Source organism: Streptomyces rugosispiralis, from assembly GCF_024505145.1.
Taxonomy (GTDB): Bacteria; Actinomycetota; Actinomycetes; order Streptomycetales; family Streptomycetaceae; genus Streptomyces; species Streptomyces rugosispiralis.
On sequence record NZ_JANIAA010000003.1, the window covers coordinates 279429 to 295066 of the forward strand.

Here is a 15638-nt window from a genome sequence, read left to right on the forward strand (position 1 = left end):
CACCACTGCGCGCGTCCATCGCACAGATCCGACCGTTCTGTTCGCTGAAACCGCACAGCGGAACCGTAGTATCGGGCCCATGCTCAACTCGGGTCGGCTGCGGCTGCTCAGCCTGCTGGAAACCCTGGGCACCGTGCGCGCGGTCGCCGAGACGCTGCACCTGAGCGCGTCGACGGTGTCCCAGCAACTGGCGGTCCTGGAGACCGAGACCCGCTGCCGGCTGATCGAGCGGACCGGGCGCACGGTGCGGCTGACCCCGGCCGGACTGCTGCTGGCCCGCCGGGGCCGGGAGATCCTGGACCAGATGGCGGAGGCCGAGGCCGAGCTGCACGCGCTGAACGACGAGCCCATCGGCACCGTCCGGCTCGGGGCGTTCCAGAGCGCGATCTACACCTTCGCGGTCCCGGCGGCGACACGCCTGGCCACCACCCATCCACGACTGCACCTGGAACTGATCGAGCTGGAGCCGCACGAGGGCGGACCGGCCCTTCGCGCGGGCGAGGCGGACGTCATCGTCACCACCACCGACTACGTCGGCCTCTCGTGGGGCGCGGACCTCGAGGTCATCCCGCTGGGAACCGACCCGATCGTGCTGGTGCTGCCGCGCGACCACCCGCTCACCAGCCGTACGACGGTGAACCTGGCGGCGTGCGCGGAGGAGACCTGGGCGTGTGACCGACCGCAGTCGTACATGGCGGACCTGACCGTGCGGCTGTGCCGTGAGTCGGGGTTCGAACCCCGGGTGGCCTGCCGGTTCAGCAACTATCTGATGCTGCTGCGACACGTCGAGTCGGGCCGGTCGATCACTCTGCTGCCCGCCCTCGCCATCACCCCGGACCACGCCGTGGCCACCCGCGAGCTGAGCACACCGGTGCACCGCAACATCACCATCGCGGTGCGGCGCGGTACGACGCAGCGCGCCGCGGTGAACGCGGTCGTGGCGGCCCTGCGCGACCACCCCGAGATCCCGGCCCTGTCCGCCCCGAACCAGCGGAACCAGCACCCCGCCCGGGACCGCTGACGGCCGGGCGCTCGGGCGCTCGGGCGCTCGGGGATGGCGTGGCCGCCCGGTCCGGCCGGCTATCGCCGCCGCTCGGACGGGCTCGGCTCGGTGTTGCGGGGCGGTCAGGTCCAGCAGGAGGACGGCGTCGTGGTCGGGGGCTGTCGGGGTCGGTTCCGGCGAGGGCGCGCAGCCGGGCGACGCAGCCGCGGATCTGGTTGTCAGTTCATGGAGCAGCGGGCCACCGGCAAGGGCCCGGCGGAGTGGTTCAGACGACGACCGGCCGGAGACCACCTGGCTGGAGCACAGCACCGACGAGCAGTACGGCGCCGAGCGCACCCGTAGCCACTGACCGGCGCTCCACCATCCGCTGCCAGGCCGTGGCCCGTTCGCGCCCACGGCCCGGCGGGCGGGGCGTGATACTTTCGGTGCCGCCGTGCGCTGCCGCGAACCGAGGAGGTGAGACCGATCAACGCTGTGACAGATCGGGCCCCCTTCTCCCGCATGGCCTAGGGAGTGCCCGTAGAAGGCATCCCGAAAGGCTTGCGACGCAATGCGCTTCATCTCTGAAATGCCGTACGGCGAAACGTCGTCCGACGGTGTCCGCGAACAGCTCTTCACCCTCGGCGAGATTCCCGGCGTGCTGTGGACGCCGCAGGGCGCCGCCGGTACCCGCCCCCTGATCCTGCTGGGGCACGGCGGCGGTCAGCACAAGAAGGCCCCGGACATCCTGGCCCGTGCCCACCGCTTCGTGGCCGAGTGCGGTTTCGCGGCGGTGGCGGTCGATGTGCCGGGACACGGCGACCGGCCACCGCACGAGGAGTACCACCGGATCGCCACCGAGAACCAGGCGCGTGTGGCGGCCGGAGCGGAACTGGCCCCGCTGATAGCCGACTTCCAGGCGCTCGTGGCCCGCCGGACCGTCCCGGAATGGCGGGCGGTCCTGGACGCGGTCCAGCGACTCGATCACGTCGGCGCCGGTCCGGTGGGCTACTGGGGAATCTCGCTGGGCTGCGGGCTCGGCGTCCCGTTCGTCGCCGCCGAACCCCGGGTCCGCGCGGCGGTACTGGGCCTGGGCGGAGCCCTGGCCTCGGCCGAGGCCGCCGCGCGGATCACCGTCCCGGTGGAGTTCCTGGTGCAGTGGGACGATGAGCGGGTGCCGCGTGACCAGAGCCTGGCGCTCTTCGACGCCTTGGCCTCGGCCGAGAAGACACTGCACGCCAACCCCGGCGCACACGGCGAGGTCCCGGCCTTCGAGCTGGACAGCACGCTGAGGTTCTTCGCCCGGCACCTCGTCTGAGTCTGGGACCTCGTCTGAGTCTGGGACCTCGTCTGAGGCCTCGTCTGAGACCTTGCCTGAGACCGACGAAGGGCTTGCCGAGCGCGTCGGTGAGCTCGTCGTCGGCTTCCAGGTCGGCTGCTCCGGCGTGCGCGGCCGTCCGCGGGCCGGGGCGCGGCCGTCGCCCAGCCCCCGGCGCCGCCGTCGCCCGGCACCCACCGCGCCCGGGGCTACATTTGAGCACGAACGAATCACCCGGCGGCCCAGGCCGCCCGAAGCCGAGGAGGATCCACCGTGTCCGGGCGCCGCCGATCCATCGCCGAGACCGAACAGGCCGTCCAGGAACGCCTCGGCGGCTTCGAGTTGCAGCGTGAACAGATGGCCGCGGTCGCGAACATCCACCGCGCCGCCGCGGCCGTCCGCCAGCACCTGGAGAACTCCGCGCTGCGCCCGCACGATCTGACCTGGACCGGCTTCGTGGTGCTGTGGGTGCTGTGGATCTGGGGTGAGGCCGAGACCTGGTCGGTCGCGGAAGAGGCGGGCATCTCCAAGGGGACGCTGACCGGGATCGCGCGCACCCTCGAGTCGCGTCACCTCGTGGCCCGCGCGCCCCACCCGGAGGACGGGCGGCGCGTGCTGCTCTCGATCACCCCCGAGGGCGAGGAGCTCATGGAGCGCCTCTTCCCCGCGTTCAACGCCGAAGAGGCGTTCGTCGCCACGCCGCTGAGCGCCGAGGAGTGTCTGCGGCTGGCCAACGGGCTGCGTGCCATCGTGGCGCAGTTGGAGGAGCACGGCGAGGAGCGCCGACGGCAGCTGCTCGACGGAAGGGATCTCGCCCCGCGACGTTCGGGCCGCCGCTCGCGCCCGTGACCGCGGCCCGGACACCTCCCCGGAGCGGTTCCCCAGGCCCCGGCCGCCTGGGCGACCTTGACCCGGCCCCGCGGCACGGCTAGCTTGTTTGGGATCAAATAAAATGGAGGACCGGGACATGCCCCAACGGCCGGACACAGCCGTGAGCGCGCCCGCGGCGGCATCGCCGAGGCCGCCGTGGCCGCCGCCAGGGCCGCCTTCCCCGGCTGGGCCGCCACTCCCCCGGCCGAGCGCGCCCACGTCCTCCACGCCATCGCCGACGGCGCCGGGGAGCGCCTCGAAGAGCCGGCGATCGTCGGCACCGACGCCGGTTCGATGCTCCGGGTGAAGGGGTCCGACACCCTGCGCCCGCTGGGGCCGGGGCTGGTCACCGACTGGGAGTTCCGCGGCATCCGCCCGCCCGAGCGGCCCTGACCGCACCAGCGGCCCCGAACAGAACCTCCGGCCCGACCAAGGAGTGGACCACATGGATCTGAATGCCTGGCTCGCCACGGCCGTGGCGTCGAACGCCGACTGGGTGAAGAGCTTCGGCCCCTACCAGGCCCATCCGGCGCTGGCGGTCGACGACGACCGGTTCGCCGCCGCGTTCGAGGTCTTCACCGAGCGGCTCAAGGACAACTACCCCTTCTTCCACCCCCGTTACGCGGGCCAGATGCTCAAGCCGCCGCATCCGGCGGCGGTCGTGGGCTACCTCACGGCGATGCTGATCAATCCCAACAACCACGCCCTGGACGGCGGTCCGGCCACCGCCGAGATGGAGCGGGAGGCCGTCCAGCAGCTCGCCACGATGTTCGGCTACGACACCCACCTCGGCCATCTGACCACCAGCGGCACCATCGCCAACCTCGAGGCGCTCTTCGTGGCGCGCGAACTGCACCCCGGCAAGGGCGTGGCCTACAGCACCGAGGCCCACTACACCCACGGCCGGATGTGCGGTGTCCTGGGGGTGGAGGGCCATCCGGTCCCGGTGGACGACCTCGGGCGGATCGATCTCGACGCGCTGGAGCGGGTCCTGCGGACCGGCCGCGTCGGCACCGTCGTGCTCACCGCGGGCACCACCGGGCTCGGGGCCGTCGAACCGATCCACGAGGCGCTGGCGCTGCGCGAGCGCTACGACGTGCGCATCCACGTCGACGCCGCCTACGGCGGCTTCTTCACCCTGCTGGCCGGGGCGCCGGGCCCCGAGGGCCTGCCCGAGGAGCCGTGGCGGGCCATCGCCGAGGCGGATTCCATCGTCGTGGACCCGCACAAGCACGGCCTCCAGCCGTACGGCTGCGGCGCCGTGCTGTTCCGCGATCCCTCGGTGGGCCGGTTCTATCTGCACGACTCGCCGTACACGTACTTCACCTCCGAGGAGTTGCACCTCGGCGAGATCAGTCTGGAGTGTTCCCGCGCGGGCGCCGCGGCCGCCGCCCTGTGGCTCACGTTCCAGCTGATACCGCCCACCCGGGAGGGGCTGGGGCAGTCGCTCGCGGCGGGCCGGCGGGCGGCGCTGCGCTGGGCCGAACTGATCGAGGGTTCGGAGCGTCTGGAGCTTTACCAGGCCCCGGAGCTGGACATCGTCAGCTACTTCCCGGTGACCGAGCCCGCCACGCTGTCGCAGATCGACGCGGCCAGCAACCGCGTCCTCCAGGAGGGGATGACGGACAGCGACGACCCCGTCTTCGTGAGCACGCTCCGCGTCGGCGCCGATCGCCTGACCGCCCTCCATCCGAAGCTCGTCCGGGACGCCGACGGGGCCCGCGTCCTGCGGAGTGTGCTGATGAAGCCGGAGTCCGAGGGCTATGTCGTCCAGCTCCACGAGCGTCTGGAGCGGCTCGCGCGTCCGTGACGGCCGCCCCCGCACCGTCTGCGACGATCTCCGCGTGGACTACCCGAACGACCAGGCCCCCGGCGCCCCCGTCCGCTCCGGCATCCCGGAGCACGGCCGGGTGCCCAAGTACTACGCCGTCAAGGCGCGTATCGCCCTGCTCGTCGACGAGTTGGGCGAGGGCGCGCCCATCCCCACCGAACGCGACCTCTCCGAGCGGTTCGAGGTCGCGCGGGAGACGGTCCGGCAGGCACTGCGCGAGCTGGTGCTCGAGGGAAAGCTGCGGCGGCAGGGCCGTGGGACGGTGGTGGCGGGGCCCAAGCTGGCGCAGCCGCTGTCGCTGGCCAGCTATACGGAGGGCGTACGGCGCCAGGGGCGCACCCCCGGCCGTTCGCTCGTCACCCTGGACCGCTTCCCCTGCCCCGACGCGCTCGCCGCCGAGACCGGTCTGACCCGGGGCGAGCCCGTCTGGCACCTGGAGCGGGTGCTGCTCGCGGACGACGAGCGGGTCGGGCTGGAGAGCACGTATGTGGCCGCGGCGCGGGTGCCCGATCTGAACACCGCCTTCGATCCGGACTCGTCCTTCTACGCCCATCTCGCCGAGCGGGGCATCGCCTTCGGGGACGCCGACGAGCGGATCGAGACCGTGCTCGCCACGCCGCGCGAGGCCCTGATCATCGGCACCCCGCCGGCCCTTCCGATGCTGCTCATCCACCGTGTCTCACGGGACACCGAGGGCCGTCCGCTGGAGCGGGTACGAACGCTGTACCGGGGTGACCGGTTCTCGTTCACGACCCATCTGCGCGGCTGAAAAATACCCCTTTAACCCCTCTTGCGACATCACGAAAGGATAACGGGTCTAGTCCAAACGTGGCGCCCGGTTCACGCTTTCGCTGTCAGCCGGATGTCTCCGGTTCCCCGATGCGATGGAGCGTGACGGACGTGAGAGTGATAGTCGTCGGAGCCGGCGTGGTGGGCACCATGCACGCCTGGCATGCGGTGGAACGCGGCCATGAGGTCGTACAGATCGAGCGCGAGACGGAGGCCCGCGGCGCCTCGTTGCGCAACTTCGGCCAGATCTGGGTGAGCGGCCGGGCGGGCGGCGAGGAACTGGACACCGCGCTGCGGGCCCGGGAGCTGTGGGAGGAGATCGGCGGCCGGGTACCGGCGCTGGGCTTCCGCCCGAACGGCTCCCTGACCCCGATCCGCGGCGAGCTGGAGCGGGCCGTGGCCAACGCCGCCGTGGCCCGCACGGACGCCGCCGCGCGTGGCTACCAGCTGCTGACCCCGGACGAGGCGCGGGCCCTGAACCCCGCCCTGCGCGGGGAGTTCGACGCCGCCCTGTACTGCGAGCGGGACGCGGCCGTCGAGCCGCGCACCGCCCAGGTCGCCCTGCGCGCCGAGCTGCGGAAGGCCCCCGGGTACACCTTCCTGCCCGGCCGCGAGGTCCGGGAGGTGATCGGTGAGCGGGCCGTCCGCGACGACCACGGCGAGGTGCACACCGGTGACACCGTCGTGCTGTGCACCGGCGCCTGGCTGGGCGGTCTGGTGCGCGAGCTGGCCGGTCCGGACCTGCCCGTACGGCGCGTCCGGCTCCAGATGATGCAGACCGACCCGCTCGGCGAGCCGCTGCCCACCTCGGTCGCCGACGCCGACAGCTTCCGCTACTACCCGGCGTACGCCTCCCCCGCCCTGGACGAGCTGAACGGGCGGCAGCCGCAGGCCGACACGGCCGCCGAGCACCGCATGCAGCTGCTGATGGTGCAGCGCGCCGACGGCGGGCTGACCATCGGCGACACCCACGAGTACGAGCACCCCTTCGCCTTCGACACCCTCGAGGACCCCTACGACCACCTCACCGATGTCGTGGAGTCCCTCCTCGGCCGCCCGCTGCCGAAGGTCCGGCGCCGCTGGGCCGGGGTGTACGCGCAGTGCACCGACACCAGCCGGGTCGTGCACCGCCGGCGGGTGCGCGACGGGGTCTGGCTGGTCACCGGGCCCGGCGGGCGCGGTATGACCTGCTCGCCCGCGATAGCCGAAACCACCGCGAACGAGCAGGGCTGGTGACACCCATGACCACCACGAACACCATGACCGGCGGCATCCGCCTGGTGGCCCTCGACATGGCCGGTACCACCGTCGCCGACGGCGGCCTGGTCGAGCGCGCCTTCGACGCAGCCGCCGGTGAGCTGGGCGTCGAGCCCGGCACCCCCGGCCACGCCGAGAAGCTGGACTATGTGCGCGCCACCATGGGCGAGTCCAAGATCTCGGTCTTCCGCCATCTGTTCGGCGCCGAGGAGCTGGCCCAGCGCGCCAACGCCGCCTTCGAGCGGGCGTACGGCGAACTCGTCGACGGCGGTCTGATCGCCCCCGTCCCCGGCGCCCGCGAGGCCGTCGAGGAACTCGCCGCCGACGGCCGCACCGTCGTCCTCACCACCGGCTTCGCCCGTGTCACCCAGGACGCCATCCTGGACGCGCTCGGCTGGCGCGGTCTGGTGCCGCTCACCCTGTGCCCCGCCGACGCGGGCGGGCGCGGGCGGCCGTACCCGGACATGGTGCTGGAGGCGTTCCTGCGGACCAAGGCCGCGGAGGACGTGGCGCGGGTGGCCGTCGTCGGCGACACCTCCTACGACGTGCTCAGCGGGGTACGGGCCGGGGCGGGGCTGGTCGCCGGGGTGCGCACCGGGGCCCACGGTGACGAGGCGTTCCGCGCGGCCGGGGCGACCCACGTACTGGACTCGGTGGCCGGCCTTCCCGCCCTGCTGCGGGAAGTCGGCTGATGGATCCGCTTCGAGGGCTTCGAGCCCGGCCGGGACGGCATCCGGAAGAACCTCCCGTCCCGCACCGACGCCCGGAAGCCGGCCACCGGCAGCCGAGTCCGCGGTCAGCCGGGACGGACCACATAGGTGGCGCCCGCGTTCGCGGTGAAGGCCGTGACCCCCGGCTCCGGCCGGGTGGTGGCGACGGGTGCGTCCCCGGAGGTCACCCGCACGGCCCTCGCCGTCCGCAGCCGCGTCGGCCCTCCGGCCCGTGCCAACAGCCGCGCCTCGCCCAGCGCCCCGCCCCGCCAGCTGACGTCCACCTCGAAACCGCCCCGCGCCAGCAGGCCCCGGACGCTGCCGTCCGGCAGGTTCGGCGGGAGGGCGGGCAGCAGATGCAGCTCGTCGTGCTGGCTCTGCAGCAGCCATTCGGTCACCCCGGCGCAGGCGCCGAAGTTGCCGTCGATCTGGAACGGCGGATGCAGATCGAAGAGGTTGGGGGCGGTGCGCTCGGGGGTCAGCAGATCGGTCAGCAGCTTGTAGGAGCGGTCCCCCTCCTGGAGCCGCGCCCAGAAGTTGATCTTCCAGGCGAGCGACCATCCGGTCCCCGCGTCACCGCGCTGTACGAGGGTGGTGCGCGCCGCGGCGAACAGGTCCGGGGTGCGCGTCCGGCTGATCTGGTTGCTCGGATGCAGCCCGTACAGATGGGAGACATGGCGGTGCTGCTGTTCGGGGGCGCCCGCGTCCCAGTCCTGCTGCCACTCCTGGAGCTGGCCCCGCGCGCCGACCTTCATGGGGGCGAGCCGCCCGCGCGCGGCGAGCACCTGGTCCCGGAAGGCGGCATCGGTGCCAAGGAGGTCGGCGGCCGCAGCCACGGCGCCGAACAGGTCGCGCAGCAGTTGCGTGTCCATCGTCGGCCCGGCGCACAGCGAGCCGCCGCCCCCGCCGTGGTGGGCGTTCTCCGGGGAGACGGAGGGGCAGGTGACCAGCGCGCCCGTGGTCGGATCGGTCACCAGCGCGTCGAGGAAGAACTCCGCCGCGCCCTTGAGTACGGGGTAGCGCGCCCGCAGTTTCGCCGTGTCGCGGGTGTACCGGTAGTGCTCCCAGATGGCCATGGACAGCCATGCGCCGCCCATGGGCCACATGCCCCAGAAGGCGCCGTCCACGGGCGCGGTGCCGCGCCAGGCGTCGGTGTTGTGGTGGGTGACCCAGCCGTCCGCGCCGTACTGGGTGCGCGCCGTGGACCGCCCGGCCACGGCCAGCTCGTCGAGCAGGGCGAAGACCGGGTCCCAGCACTCCAGGAGGTTGGCGGGGGCGGCCGGCCAGTAGTTCATCTCGGTATTGATGTTGATGGTGTACTTCGAGCCCCAGGGCGGGCTCGTCAGGTCGTTCCAGATGCCCTGGAGATTGGCCGGCTGGGTGCCGGGGCGGGACGCGGCGATGAGCAGATAGCGACCGTACTGGAAGTGCAGCTCGACCAGTTGCGGATCACCGCCGGAGGCGAAGCGGGCGACCCGCTCGTCGGTGGGCAGGGCCGCCGCGTCGCTGGTGCCCACGTCCAGCGAGGTGCGGCGGAACAGCGCGCGGTGGTCCTCGACATGGCGGCCGCGCAGTTGTCCGTACGGGCGGATCGCCGCCGGGTTGAGGTCCCCGGCCGCCCGGCCTGCCGCGTCGCCATGGGCGTTCTCCCAGTTCACATAGGTGGTGCCGATGGCCACCAGGACGGTGGCCGCGTCGGCGCCCCGGACGGTGACGGACCCGCCCGCGCTGGTGGTGGTGCCGCCCTCGGCGAGCACCCGCACCAGCGCTCGGAATCCCACCGCGCCGTCCACCCCACCCGTGGCGTCGCCGGTCCCGTCGAGCGCGGCGGTGAGCGGGTCGGGCGAGGACGGGGAGGTGTGCAGCGGACTGTCGAACGTGGCGCCGAAGGACAGGGCGCCCTTCTTCGAGGCGGACAGCCGGACGGCGATGACGCGGTCGGGGGCGCTGGCGAACGCCTCGCGGGTGTACGTCACACCGTCGCGGGTGTAGGTGGTGGTGGCGATCGCGGAGTCCAGGTCCAGCTCCCGCCGGTAGCCGGCCACCGGGCCGCCGGTCGGCAGCTTCAGGAGCAGGTTGCCGACGGTCTGGTACTGGGCCTGGCCACCGGGCACACCGAGGAAGTCGGAGTTGATCAGCGTCTCGGCCTCGGGCCACTTTCCGTCGAAGACGAGCTGCCGGATGCGGGGCAGGGCGGCGAGGCCCTTGTGGTTGTCGTACTCGTGCGGCCCACCCGCCCAGACGGTGTCCGCGTTGAGCTGCAGCCGCTCGGTCTCGGTCCCCCCGAACACCATCGCGCCGAGCCGCCCGTTGCCCAGCGGCAGGGCGCTCAGCCAGTCGGCGGCGGGTGCGCGGTACCACAGCGCCAGCGGCCGGTCCGCCGCCTCATGGCCACCGTGCTGCGCGGCGTGGGCGGACCCGGCGGGCAGGCCGGTGGCGGCGAGGCCCGTGGTGGTCGTGGCGGCGAGGGTCATGAACCGCCGGCGCGGGACGTCAGGGGTCACTTGGCCACGCCCATGGCGTAGGTGATGCCACCGAGGAGGTGCTGCCGGAAGGCGGGCTCGGCGTAGGACTCCTTGGTGTGGCCGAGTCCGGTGTAGAAGGCCCGGCCGCCCTTGTACGCCTGGTACCAGCTGATGGGGTGATCGCCGTTCATGGTGCCACCGCTGTACGAGGACTCGTCCAGCGCGGCGAGTACGTGCACGGTGGCCGTACCACGGGGGTTGGTGCGGTAGTTGTACCACTCGTCGGTGCGGACCCAGGCGTTTCCGAGGTGGGCCGTCGCCGGGTGGGCGTGGTCCTCGACCTTCACCGTGGCCTGCTGGATCGCCGGGTGGGACTGGAACCAGGCACCGCACAGACCGCCGTAGAACGGCCAGTCGTACTCGGTGTCGGCGGCCGCGTGCACCCCCGCGTAGCCGCCGCCCGCCGCGATATAGCCCTGGAAGGCCGTCTGCTGACCCGTGTCGAGGACGTCCCCGGTCGTGGACAGGAAGACCACGGCGGCGTAGCGGGCGAGGTTGCCGGGGGTGAAGGCGGTGGCGTCCTCGGTGGCATCGACGGCGAACCCGGCCTGGGTGCCCAGTTGCCGGATGGCGGCGATGCCGTCGGGGATGGAGTCGTGGCGGAAGCCCGCCGTCCTGGAGAACACCAGCACCCGGCCCGCCTTCGGCCGCCTGCGGACGGGCGCGGCCCACGCGGGCGCGTTCGCCGCGGTGATCAGGACGGCGCCGGCCGCGGCCCTCATCACGGAGCGGCGCGGGGCGGGGCCGGGGGTGGGCAGGTCGGGACGTTTCCTGTGCACGGGGAACCTCCGGGGAGAAGTGTGATTCTCAAAGGGGGTTGGGCACAGCGCGCACCGTCGCGCCTGGGGCGCCGCACGGATGCGAGCCCCGGTGAGGGGGCCGCGTCCGTTGAGCGTAAGGGGACCGTACCGAGTCGGCCCTCCTTTGCAAAGCCCGTTGACAAAATCCTGTGCCCGGTCATCCGCTCACCGCCTCGTGGGTGCGGGACGGCCCGCCAGCCGCGGGGTGAACGTGGCGTGGAAGATGGCCGACGCGGCCCCGACCGCGGCGGCCTCGCGGCTCAGCACGGACCGTTCGACATCGACGCGGCGCAGTGGTGGCACCGGTGAGCAGCGTTCCGGCGAACAGCGCGAGGGATCTGCGCAGTCTCAGGCGTTTCCTGTGCTCGGAAGTCCTCCGTATGCGGTGGGGGATACTCGCGGACGTGCTGAGCGCAGGCGCACGCCGCCGCGCCGCGGTACGGGCCTTCGGCAGGGTGGCGGGAACCCTTGTGCCCGTACTCGACACCGCCCTAGGGCCTGTCTGGGGTTGTGATCTGCCCCGCGAGCCCAGATCACAACCCCAGACAGGCCCTAGCCGTGGCCCGCCGACGCGGACAGCTCATCGGTGAAGGGCACGGGTTCGGGACGGGAACAGGTGGTGCCGACCGGCAGCGAGGTCCGCTCCCGGGCGGCGTCGAGCAGGGTGAGCATGATGTCCAGGACATGCCGGGCGAGTTCGGCGGAGGCCCGGTGCGGGCGGCCCGCGCCGAGTGCCCGCGCCAGGTCGGCCAGGCCGTAACCCCGGGCGGAGCCCGGGTATCCGGCCGACGGCGCCAGCGGCTCCCAGGCGCCGCCGCGCCAGAGCTCCACCGGGCCGTCGAAGGTGTTGGGGTCCGGCACCGACAGCGAGCCCTCAGTGCCGTGGACCTCGATGCGTGGCAGCCGGGCCGCGTGCACATCGAAGCTCATCAGCAGGGTGGTGAGCGCGCCGTCTCGATGCTCCAGGACGCCCGTGACATGGGTGTCCACCTCGACCGCGAAGCGCTCGCCCGCGCGCGGCCCGCTGCCGACGCTCCGCTGGGCGCGCGGCCGGGACGCCGCCCCGGTGACCCGGACCACCGGGCCCAGCAGATGCACCAGGGCGGACAGATAGTACGGGCCCATGTCCAGCAGCGGCCCACCGCCGGGCCGGTAGTAGAACTCCGGGTCCGGATGCCACGCCTCGTGCCCGGCGGTGGTCATGAAGGCGGTGGCCGCGACCGGTGTGCCGATGAGCCCGTCGTCCACGGCCTTGCGCGCGGTCTGGGTGCCCGGACCGAGCACGGTGTCCGGCGCGCAGCCGACCCGCAGCCCGGCGAGGTCGGCCGCGCGCAGGATGGCGTCGGCCTCCTCGCGGGTGCCGGACAGCGGCTTCTCGCCGTACACATGCCGGCCCGCGGCGAGCGCGGCCAGCGCCACCTCGGCGTGCGCCGCCGGGATGGTCAGGTTGAGTACGGCGTCGACGTCGTCGCGTGCCATCAGCTCGTCGGCCGACGCGGCGACGGCCACGCCGCCGGTGCTCTGCGCGCTCTTGACGGCCGCCTCCGCGGTCTTGGCGGCGGCCTCCGCGCGGGCCCGGTTGAGGTCGGTCACGGCGGTCAGGCGCAGTCCCGGCAGCCGTGGCAGCGTGTCCAGATAGGCCCCGCTGATCTTGCCCGCTCCGACCAGCCCTATCCTCAGCGGCTCGCCCATGGCAGCCCCCTCCCGGTCAGCGCCCGCGTCTCGGGCTTCCATCCACTCATCGCATTCGGTGTCACGGCCTCCGCACGCTCCCGTCGGTGGTCCGCAGCGGCACGATCGCGCCGGGGAAGACCCCCAGAACCGGCTCGCGGAAGGTGGCCGCCTCCTGGACGCCGAAGGCGGGGAAGAGGTGCGGGCAGCCTTGAGGAGTCGTCAGGAAGGTGCGTACGGCGGTGACGCGGAGCTTGTCGCCGCGCTCCGCCACCCAGGGGGCCTGGGCCGGCGGGAGGTGCGGCTCGCGAGGTGCGGACATACGCTCCCATTCCCATAGCCGAATGGCGATCGTCCATTCGAACGTAAAGAGGGTTCAGGAGCGGTGTCAATGACCGTGCCGGGATATGGCCGGACCCGGGCGCCCGCGGGGCCCGGAGGCTCAGTGCTCCCCGAGCCGCTTCAGCAGGACGCGCAACGAGTGGGCCGCCTCCGCGACATGGGCGGCGATCTCGCTCAGCCGGGCGTCGTCCATCCGGCTGCGCGGCGCCGAGCAGCTGATCGCGTCGCCGCCGTCGTGCCCGGTGCCGAGCGGGACCGCCACAGAGCGGATGTCCACCGAACTCTCGCCCTCGTCCTCCGCCCAGCCGCGCTTGCGGGCGTCGGCGAGCTGGGCGAGCAGCTCGTCCGGGTCGGTGACGGTGCTCGGAGTCAGCGCCGGGAGCGGCCAGTTGAGGCGGCGCTGGACCTCCGCCGCGTCGTACTGGGACAGGATCGCCTTGCCCAGCGCGGTGGCGTGCGCGGGCAGCCGGCGGCCGACCGCCGAGTACATCCGCAGGGCGTGCCGGGATTCGCGCTTGGCCAGGTAGACGACGTCCGTATGGTCCAGCCGGCCGAGGTGGACGGCCTCGCCCGTCTCCTCGGCCAGCAGGTCGAGCACGGGCCCGGCGATCCCGGCGAGGTCGTCGCTCTCCAGATAGGCGGTGCCGGTCAGCAGCGCCTTGAGGCCGAGGCTGTACAGCGTTCCGGACGGGTCGGTCTCCACCCAGCGGCGCGACTCCATGGTGCGCAGCACCGCGTGCAGGCTGCTCTTGGGCACGGACAGGGTGCTCGCCATGTCGGCGAGCGAGAGCCGGGCACCCTCGGCGCCCAGGAGTTCGAGCACTTCCAGGACGCGCGCCGCGGATTTGACGTCCTCGTGACGCCGGACCCGCGCTGCTCCCGACACCGATTCCACGCCGGCCTCCGCTCCCCGGCCCGGCGCCGCACCGGCCCCGGTCCCCGACAACTTCCGTAGCTCGTCTTGACGCTATATCACGGCAAGCCTATGTTCCGTCACTCCAACGCCATTCGGTCTTCCGAACGCTTCGCATCGGGCGGAGGCTCGTACGCAGACCAGTTGTCCCCTTTCCGGCGCCGGGTCTCGCGTGGTCGGCCCCACCCGCGCTCACCCCGCTGCGTACCGGTCGGCGAAACACACGCCACGCTCGCCGAGGCCCCGTACGGGCCGGACACCCGCGACGCCGCGGCGGCGGTGCGGCCGCGCTCGCGGCCGAGACGCGCGGCAGCCGTGTGCTGTACGTGGCGGCGCCGCCGCTGTCCCGCTTCGCGGGGCGGTACGACATCTCGCGCCGCGCCGGGCCGCTGGGTTCCTCCCCGGCCCACCCACGGCCGGCGCACCGCGGACGCCGTCACCGAGGACCCCCGCTGACGAGGGCTCCGAGGTGCTCCTCCGCCACGGACACGGAAGGAACGTGAGATGGCACAGAGCCCCGGCACCACGCGCCGGACCTTTCCGACCCGCACCGCCGCGGGCGCCCTAGGCGCGGCGGCCCTCGCCGCGGCGGGAGCCGGCGCGGCGGGAGCCACCTCCGATTCACCGACGGCCCGGCCTCTCGTGCTATGTCAAGGAACGAGCGCGCCCGCCGACCGAGGCGGGGGGTGGGTACGCGGCACCCCGGGGACCTGCGCATAGGCTGGGTTCCTGTCAGGACAACGGCGGCAACGGGGGACACGATGCGGAAAGAGGCGGTTCGGTACCTTCACTGTCCGTACTGCTCCGGGTCCATGACGATGACCGACGGCACGCTGCGGTGCCTCCAGGGGCACAGCTTCGACGTGGCGAAGCAGGGGTATGTCAATCTGCTGCGTGGCGCCGCCAAGTTCAGCGCGGACACCGCCGCCATGGTGGCGGCCCGCGCGGACTTCCTGGCCGCCGGTCACTACGCGCCGATCGCCGGGGCACTGGCCGCGCTGGCGCGCGAGACGGCACCGGAGGCGGCGGGCGGGGACCCCGGCTGTGTCGTGGACATCGGCGGCGGCACGGGCTACCACCTCGCCCGGGTGATGCCGGAGTTCCCGGACGCCGAGGGGATCCTGCTCGACATCTCCAAGTTCGCCGCCCGCCGGGCCGCGCGGGCGCATCCCCGGATCAGTGCGGTGGTGGCCGACGCCTGGGACGGGCTGCCGCTCGCCGACGGGGCCGCGTCGGTGGTTCTCAACGTCTTCGCACCGCGCAATCCGGCCGAGCTGCGGCGGATTCTGCGTCCGGGGGGTGTGCTGCTGGTGGTGACGCCCCGGCCGGATCATCTACGGGAGCTGGTGGCGGCCCTCGGGTTGCTGCGGGTGGGCGAGCAGAAGGACGAGCGGCTGGCCGACCGGCTCTCGGCGCATTTCACCGAGGTGGCCCGCGAGCGGTCGCGGAGCACCATGGCGCTGGACCACAAGGCCGTACCGCAGCTGGTGGGGATGGGCCCCAACGCCTGGCATCAGCAGGGCGAACGGCTGGAGGAGCGGATCGCGCGGCTGCCCGAGCCCTGCGATGTGACCCTGTCCGTCACCCTCACCGCGTACCGCCCGCTGGTCTGACGCCGGGCCCCGGCGGC

At 73.0% G+C, this 15638-nt stretch carries 13 protein-coding genes and 3 pseudogenes; 10 read left to right on the forward strand and 6 right to left on the reverse strand.

The window, feature by feature from the left end:
- Window positions 1-79: 79 nt before the first annotated feature.
- The 9 genes and pseudogenes from NP777_RS07685 (at window position 80) to NP777_RS07725 (ending at window position 7739) form a co-directional block, all read left to right on the forward strand.
- A complete protein-coding gene (locus tag NP777_RS07685; RefSeq protein WP_256649296.1) occupies window positions 80-1021 on the forward strand; it encodes a LysR substrate-binding domain-containing protein in 942 nt (313 codons plus the stop codon).
- A gap of 532 nt (window positions 1022-1553) precedes the next feature.
- Window positions 1554-2300, forward strand: a complete 747-nt coding sequence (locus tag NP777_RS07690; protein WP_256649297.1) for a dienelactone hydrolase family protein — start codon at window positions 1554-1556, stop codon at window positions 2298-2300.
- Between the two features lie 273 nt (window positions 2301-2573).
- Window positions 2574-3149, forward strand: coding sequence for a MarR family winged helix-turn-helix transcriptional regulator (locus NP777_RS07695; RefSeq protein ID WP_256649298.1), 576 nt, complete (start codon window positions 2574-2576; stop codon window positions 3147-3149).
- A gap of 144 nt (window positions 3150-3293) precedes the next feature.
- Window positions 3294-3473, forward strand: a pseudogene (locus NP777_RS07700) (aldehyde dehydrogenase family protein); the annotation flags it as partial.
- A pseudogene (locus NP777_RS07705) lies at window positions 3450-3545 on the forward strand (fumarylacetoacetate hydrolase family protein); the annotation flags it as partial. The pseudogenes NP777_RS07700 and NP777_RS07705, both read left to right, overlap by 24 nt.
- A 70-nt stretch (window positions 3546-3615) precedes the next feature.
- Entirely contained in the window at window positions 3616-4980 is a 1365-nt protein-coding gene (locus tag NP777_RS07710) for a pyridoxal phosphate-dependent decarboxylase family protein (RefSeq protein WP_256649299.1), read from the forward strand.
- A gap of 34 nt (window positions 4981-5014) precedes the next feature.
- Complete coding sequence (locus tag NP777_RS07715; protein WP_256649300.1) at window positions 5015-5770, forward strand: GntR family transcriptional regulator; 756 nt, start codon at window positions 5015-5017, stop codon at window positions 5768-5770.
- Window positions 5771-5901: 131 nt separating this feature from the next.
- Window positions 5902-7026, forward strand: coding sequence for a TIGR03364 family FAD-dependent oxidoreductase (locus NP777_RS07720; RefSeq protein ID WP_256649301.1), 1125 nt, complete (start codon window positions 5902-5904; stop codon window positions 7024-7026).
- 5 nt (window positions 7027-7031) lie between these two features.
- Complete coding sequence (locus tag NP777_RS07725) at window positions 7032-7739, forward strand: HAD family hydrolase (protein WP_256649302.1); 708 nt, start codon at window positions 7032-7034, stop codon at window positions 7737-7739.
- A gap of 104 nt (window positions 7740-7843) precedes the next feature.
- On the opposite strand, the gene NP777_RS07730 is transcribed toward NP777_RS07725, so the two are convergent.
- The 6 genes and pseudogenes from NP777_RS07730 to NP777_RS07755 form a co-directional block, all read right to left on the reverse strand.
- Window positions 7844-10231, reverse strand: a complete 2388-nt coding sequence (locus NP777_RS07730; protein WP_305889521.1) for a glycoside hydrolase family 95 protein — start codon at window positions 10229-10231, stop codon at window positions 7844-7846.
- A gap of 29 nt (window positions 10232-10260) precedes the next feature.
- Window positions 10261-11004, reverse strand: a pseudogene (locus NP777_RS07735) (ThuA domain-containing protein); the annotation flags it as partial.
- 243 nt (window positions 11005-11247) lie between these two features.
- Window positions 11248-11385, reverse strand: coding sequence for a hypothetical protein (locus NP777_RS07740; RefSeq protein ID WP_256649304.1), 138 nt, complete (start codon window positions 11383-11385; stop codon window positions 11248-11250).
- A gap of 249 nt (window positions 11386-11634) precedes the next feature.
- Window positions 11635-12774, reverse strand: a complete 1140-nt coding sequence (locus tag NP777_RS07745) for a Gfo/Idh/MocA family protein (RefSeq protein WP_256649305.1) — start codon at window positions 12772-12774, stop codon at window positions 11635-11637.
- A 61-nt stretch (window positions 12775-12835) separates the two neighbouring features.
- Window positions 12836-13075: a hypothetical protein gene (locus NP777_RS07750; RefSeq protein ID WP_256649306.1), complete on the reverse strand. Its 240-nt coding sequence runs from the start codon at window positions 13073-13075 to the stop codon at window positions 12836-12838.
- A 120-nt stretch (window positions 13076-13195) separates the two neighbouring features.
- Window positions 13196-13990 carry an IclR family transcriptional regulator gene (locus NP777_RS07755; protein ID WP_256649307.1) on the reverse strand — a complete coding sequence of 265 codons (795 nt, stop codon included), beginning with the start codon at window positions 13988-13990 and terminating at the stop codon, window positions 13196-13198.
- Between the two features lie 779 nt (window positions 13991-14769).
- On the opposite strand from NP777_RS07755, the gene NP777_RS07760 reads away from it, so the two are divergent.
- Entirely contained in the window at window positions 14770-15621 is an 852-nt protein-coding gene (locus tag NP777_RS07760) for a putative RNA methyltransferase (protein ID WP_256649308.1), read from the forward strand.
- Window positions 15622-15638 lie beyond the last annotated feature (17 nt).

Bases quoted from the DNA above. Each gene is read 5' to 3' on its own strand.
- NP777_RS07725 (WP_256649302.1), top strand. From the start codon at position 7,032: ATGACCACCACGAACACCATGACCGGCGGCATCCGCCTGGTGGCCCTC.
- NP777_RS07710 (WP_256649299.1), top strand. From the start codon at position 3,616: ATGGATCTGAATGCCTGGCTCGCCACGGCCGTGGCGTCGAACGCCGAC.
- NP777_RS07760 (WP_256649308.1), top strand. From the start codon at position 14,770: ATGCGGAAAGAGGCGGTTCGGTACCTTCACTGTCCGTACTGCTCCGGG.
- NP777_RS07745 (WP_256649305.1), bottom strand. From the start codon at position 12,774: ATGGGCGAGCCGCTGAGGATAGGGCTGGTCGGAGCGGGCAAGATCAGC.
- NP777_RS07750 (WP_256649306.1), bottom strand. From the start codon at position 13,075: ATGTCCGCACCTCGCGAGCCGCACCTCCCGCCGGCCCAGGCCCCCTGG.
- NP777_RS07730 (WP_305889521.1), bottom strand. From the start codon at position 10,231: ATGACCCTCGCCGCCACGACCACCACGGGCCTCGCCGCCACCGGCCTG.
- NP777_RS07690 (WP_256649297.1), top strand. From the start codon at position 1,554: ATGCGCTTCATCTCTGAAATGCCGTACGGCGAAACGTCGTCCGACGGT.
- NP777_RS07685 (WP_256649296.1), top strand. From the start codon at position 80: ATGCTCAACTCGGGTCGGCTGCGGCTGCTCAGCCTGCTGGAAACCCTG.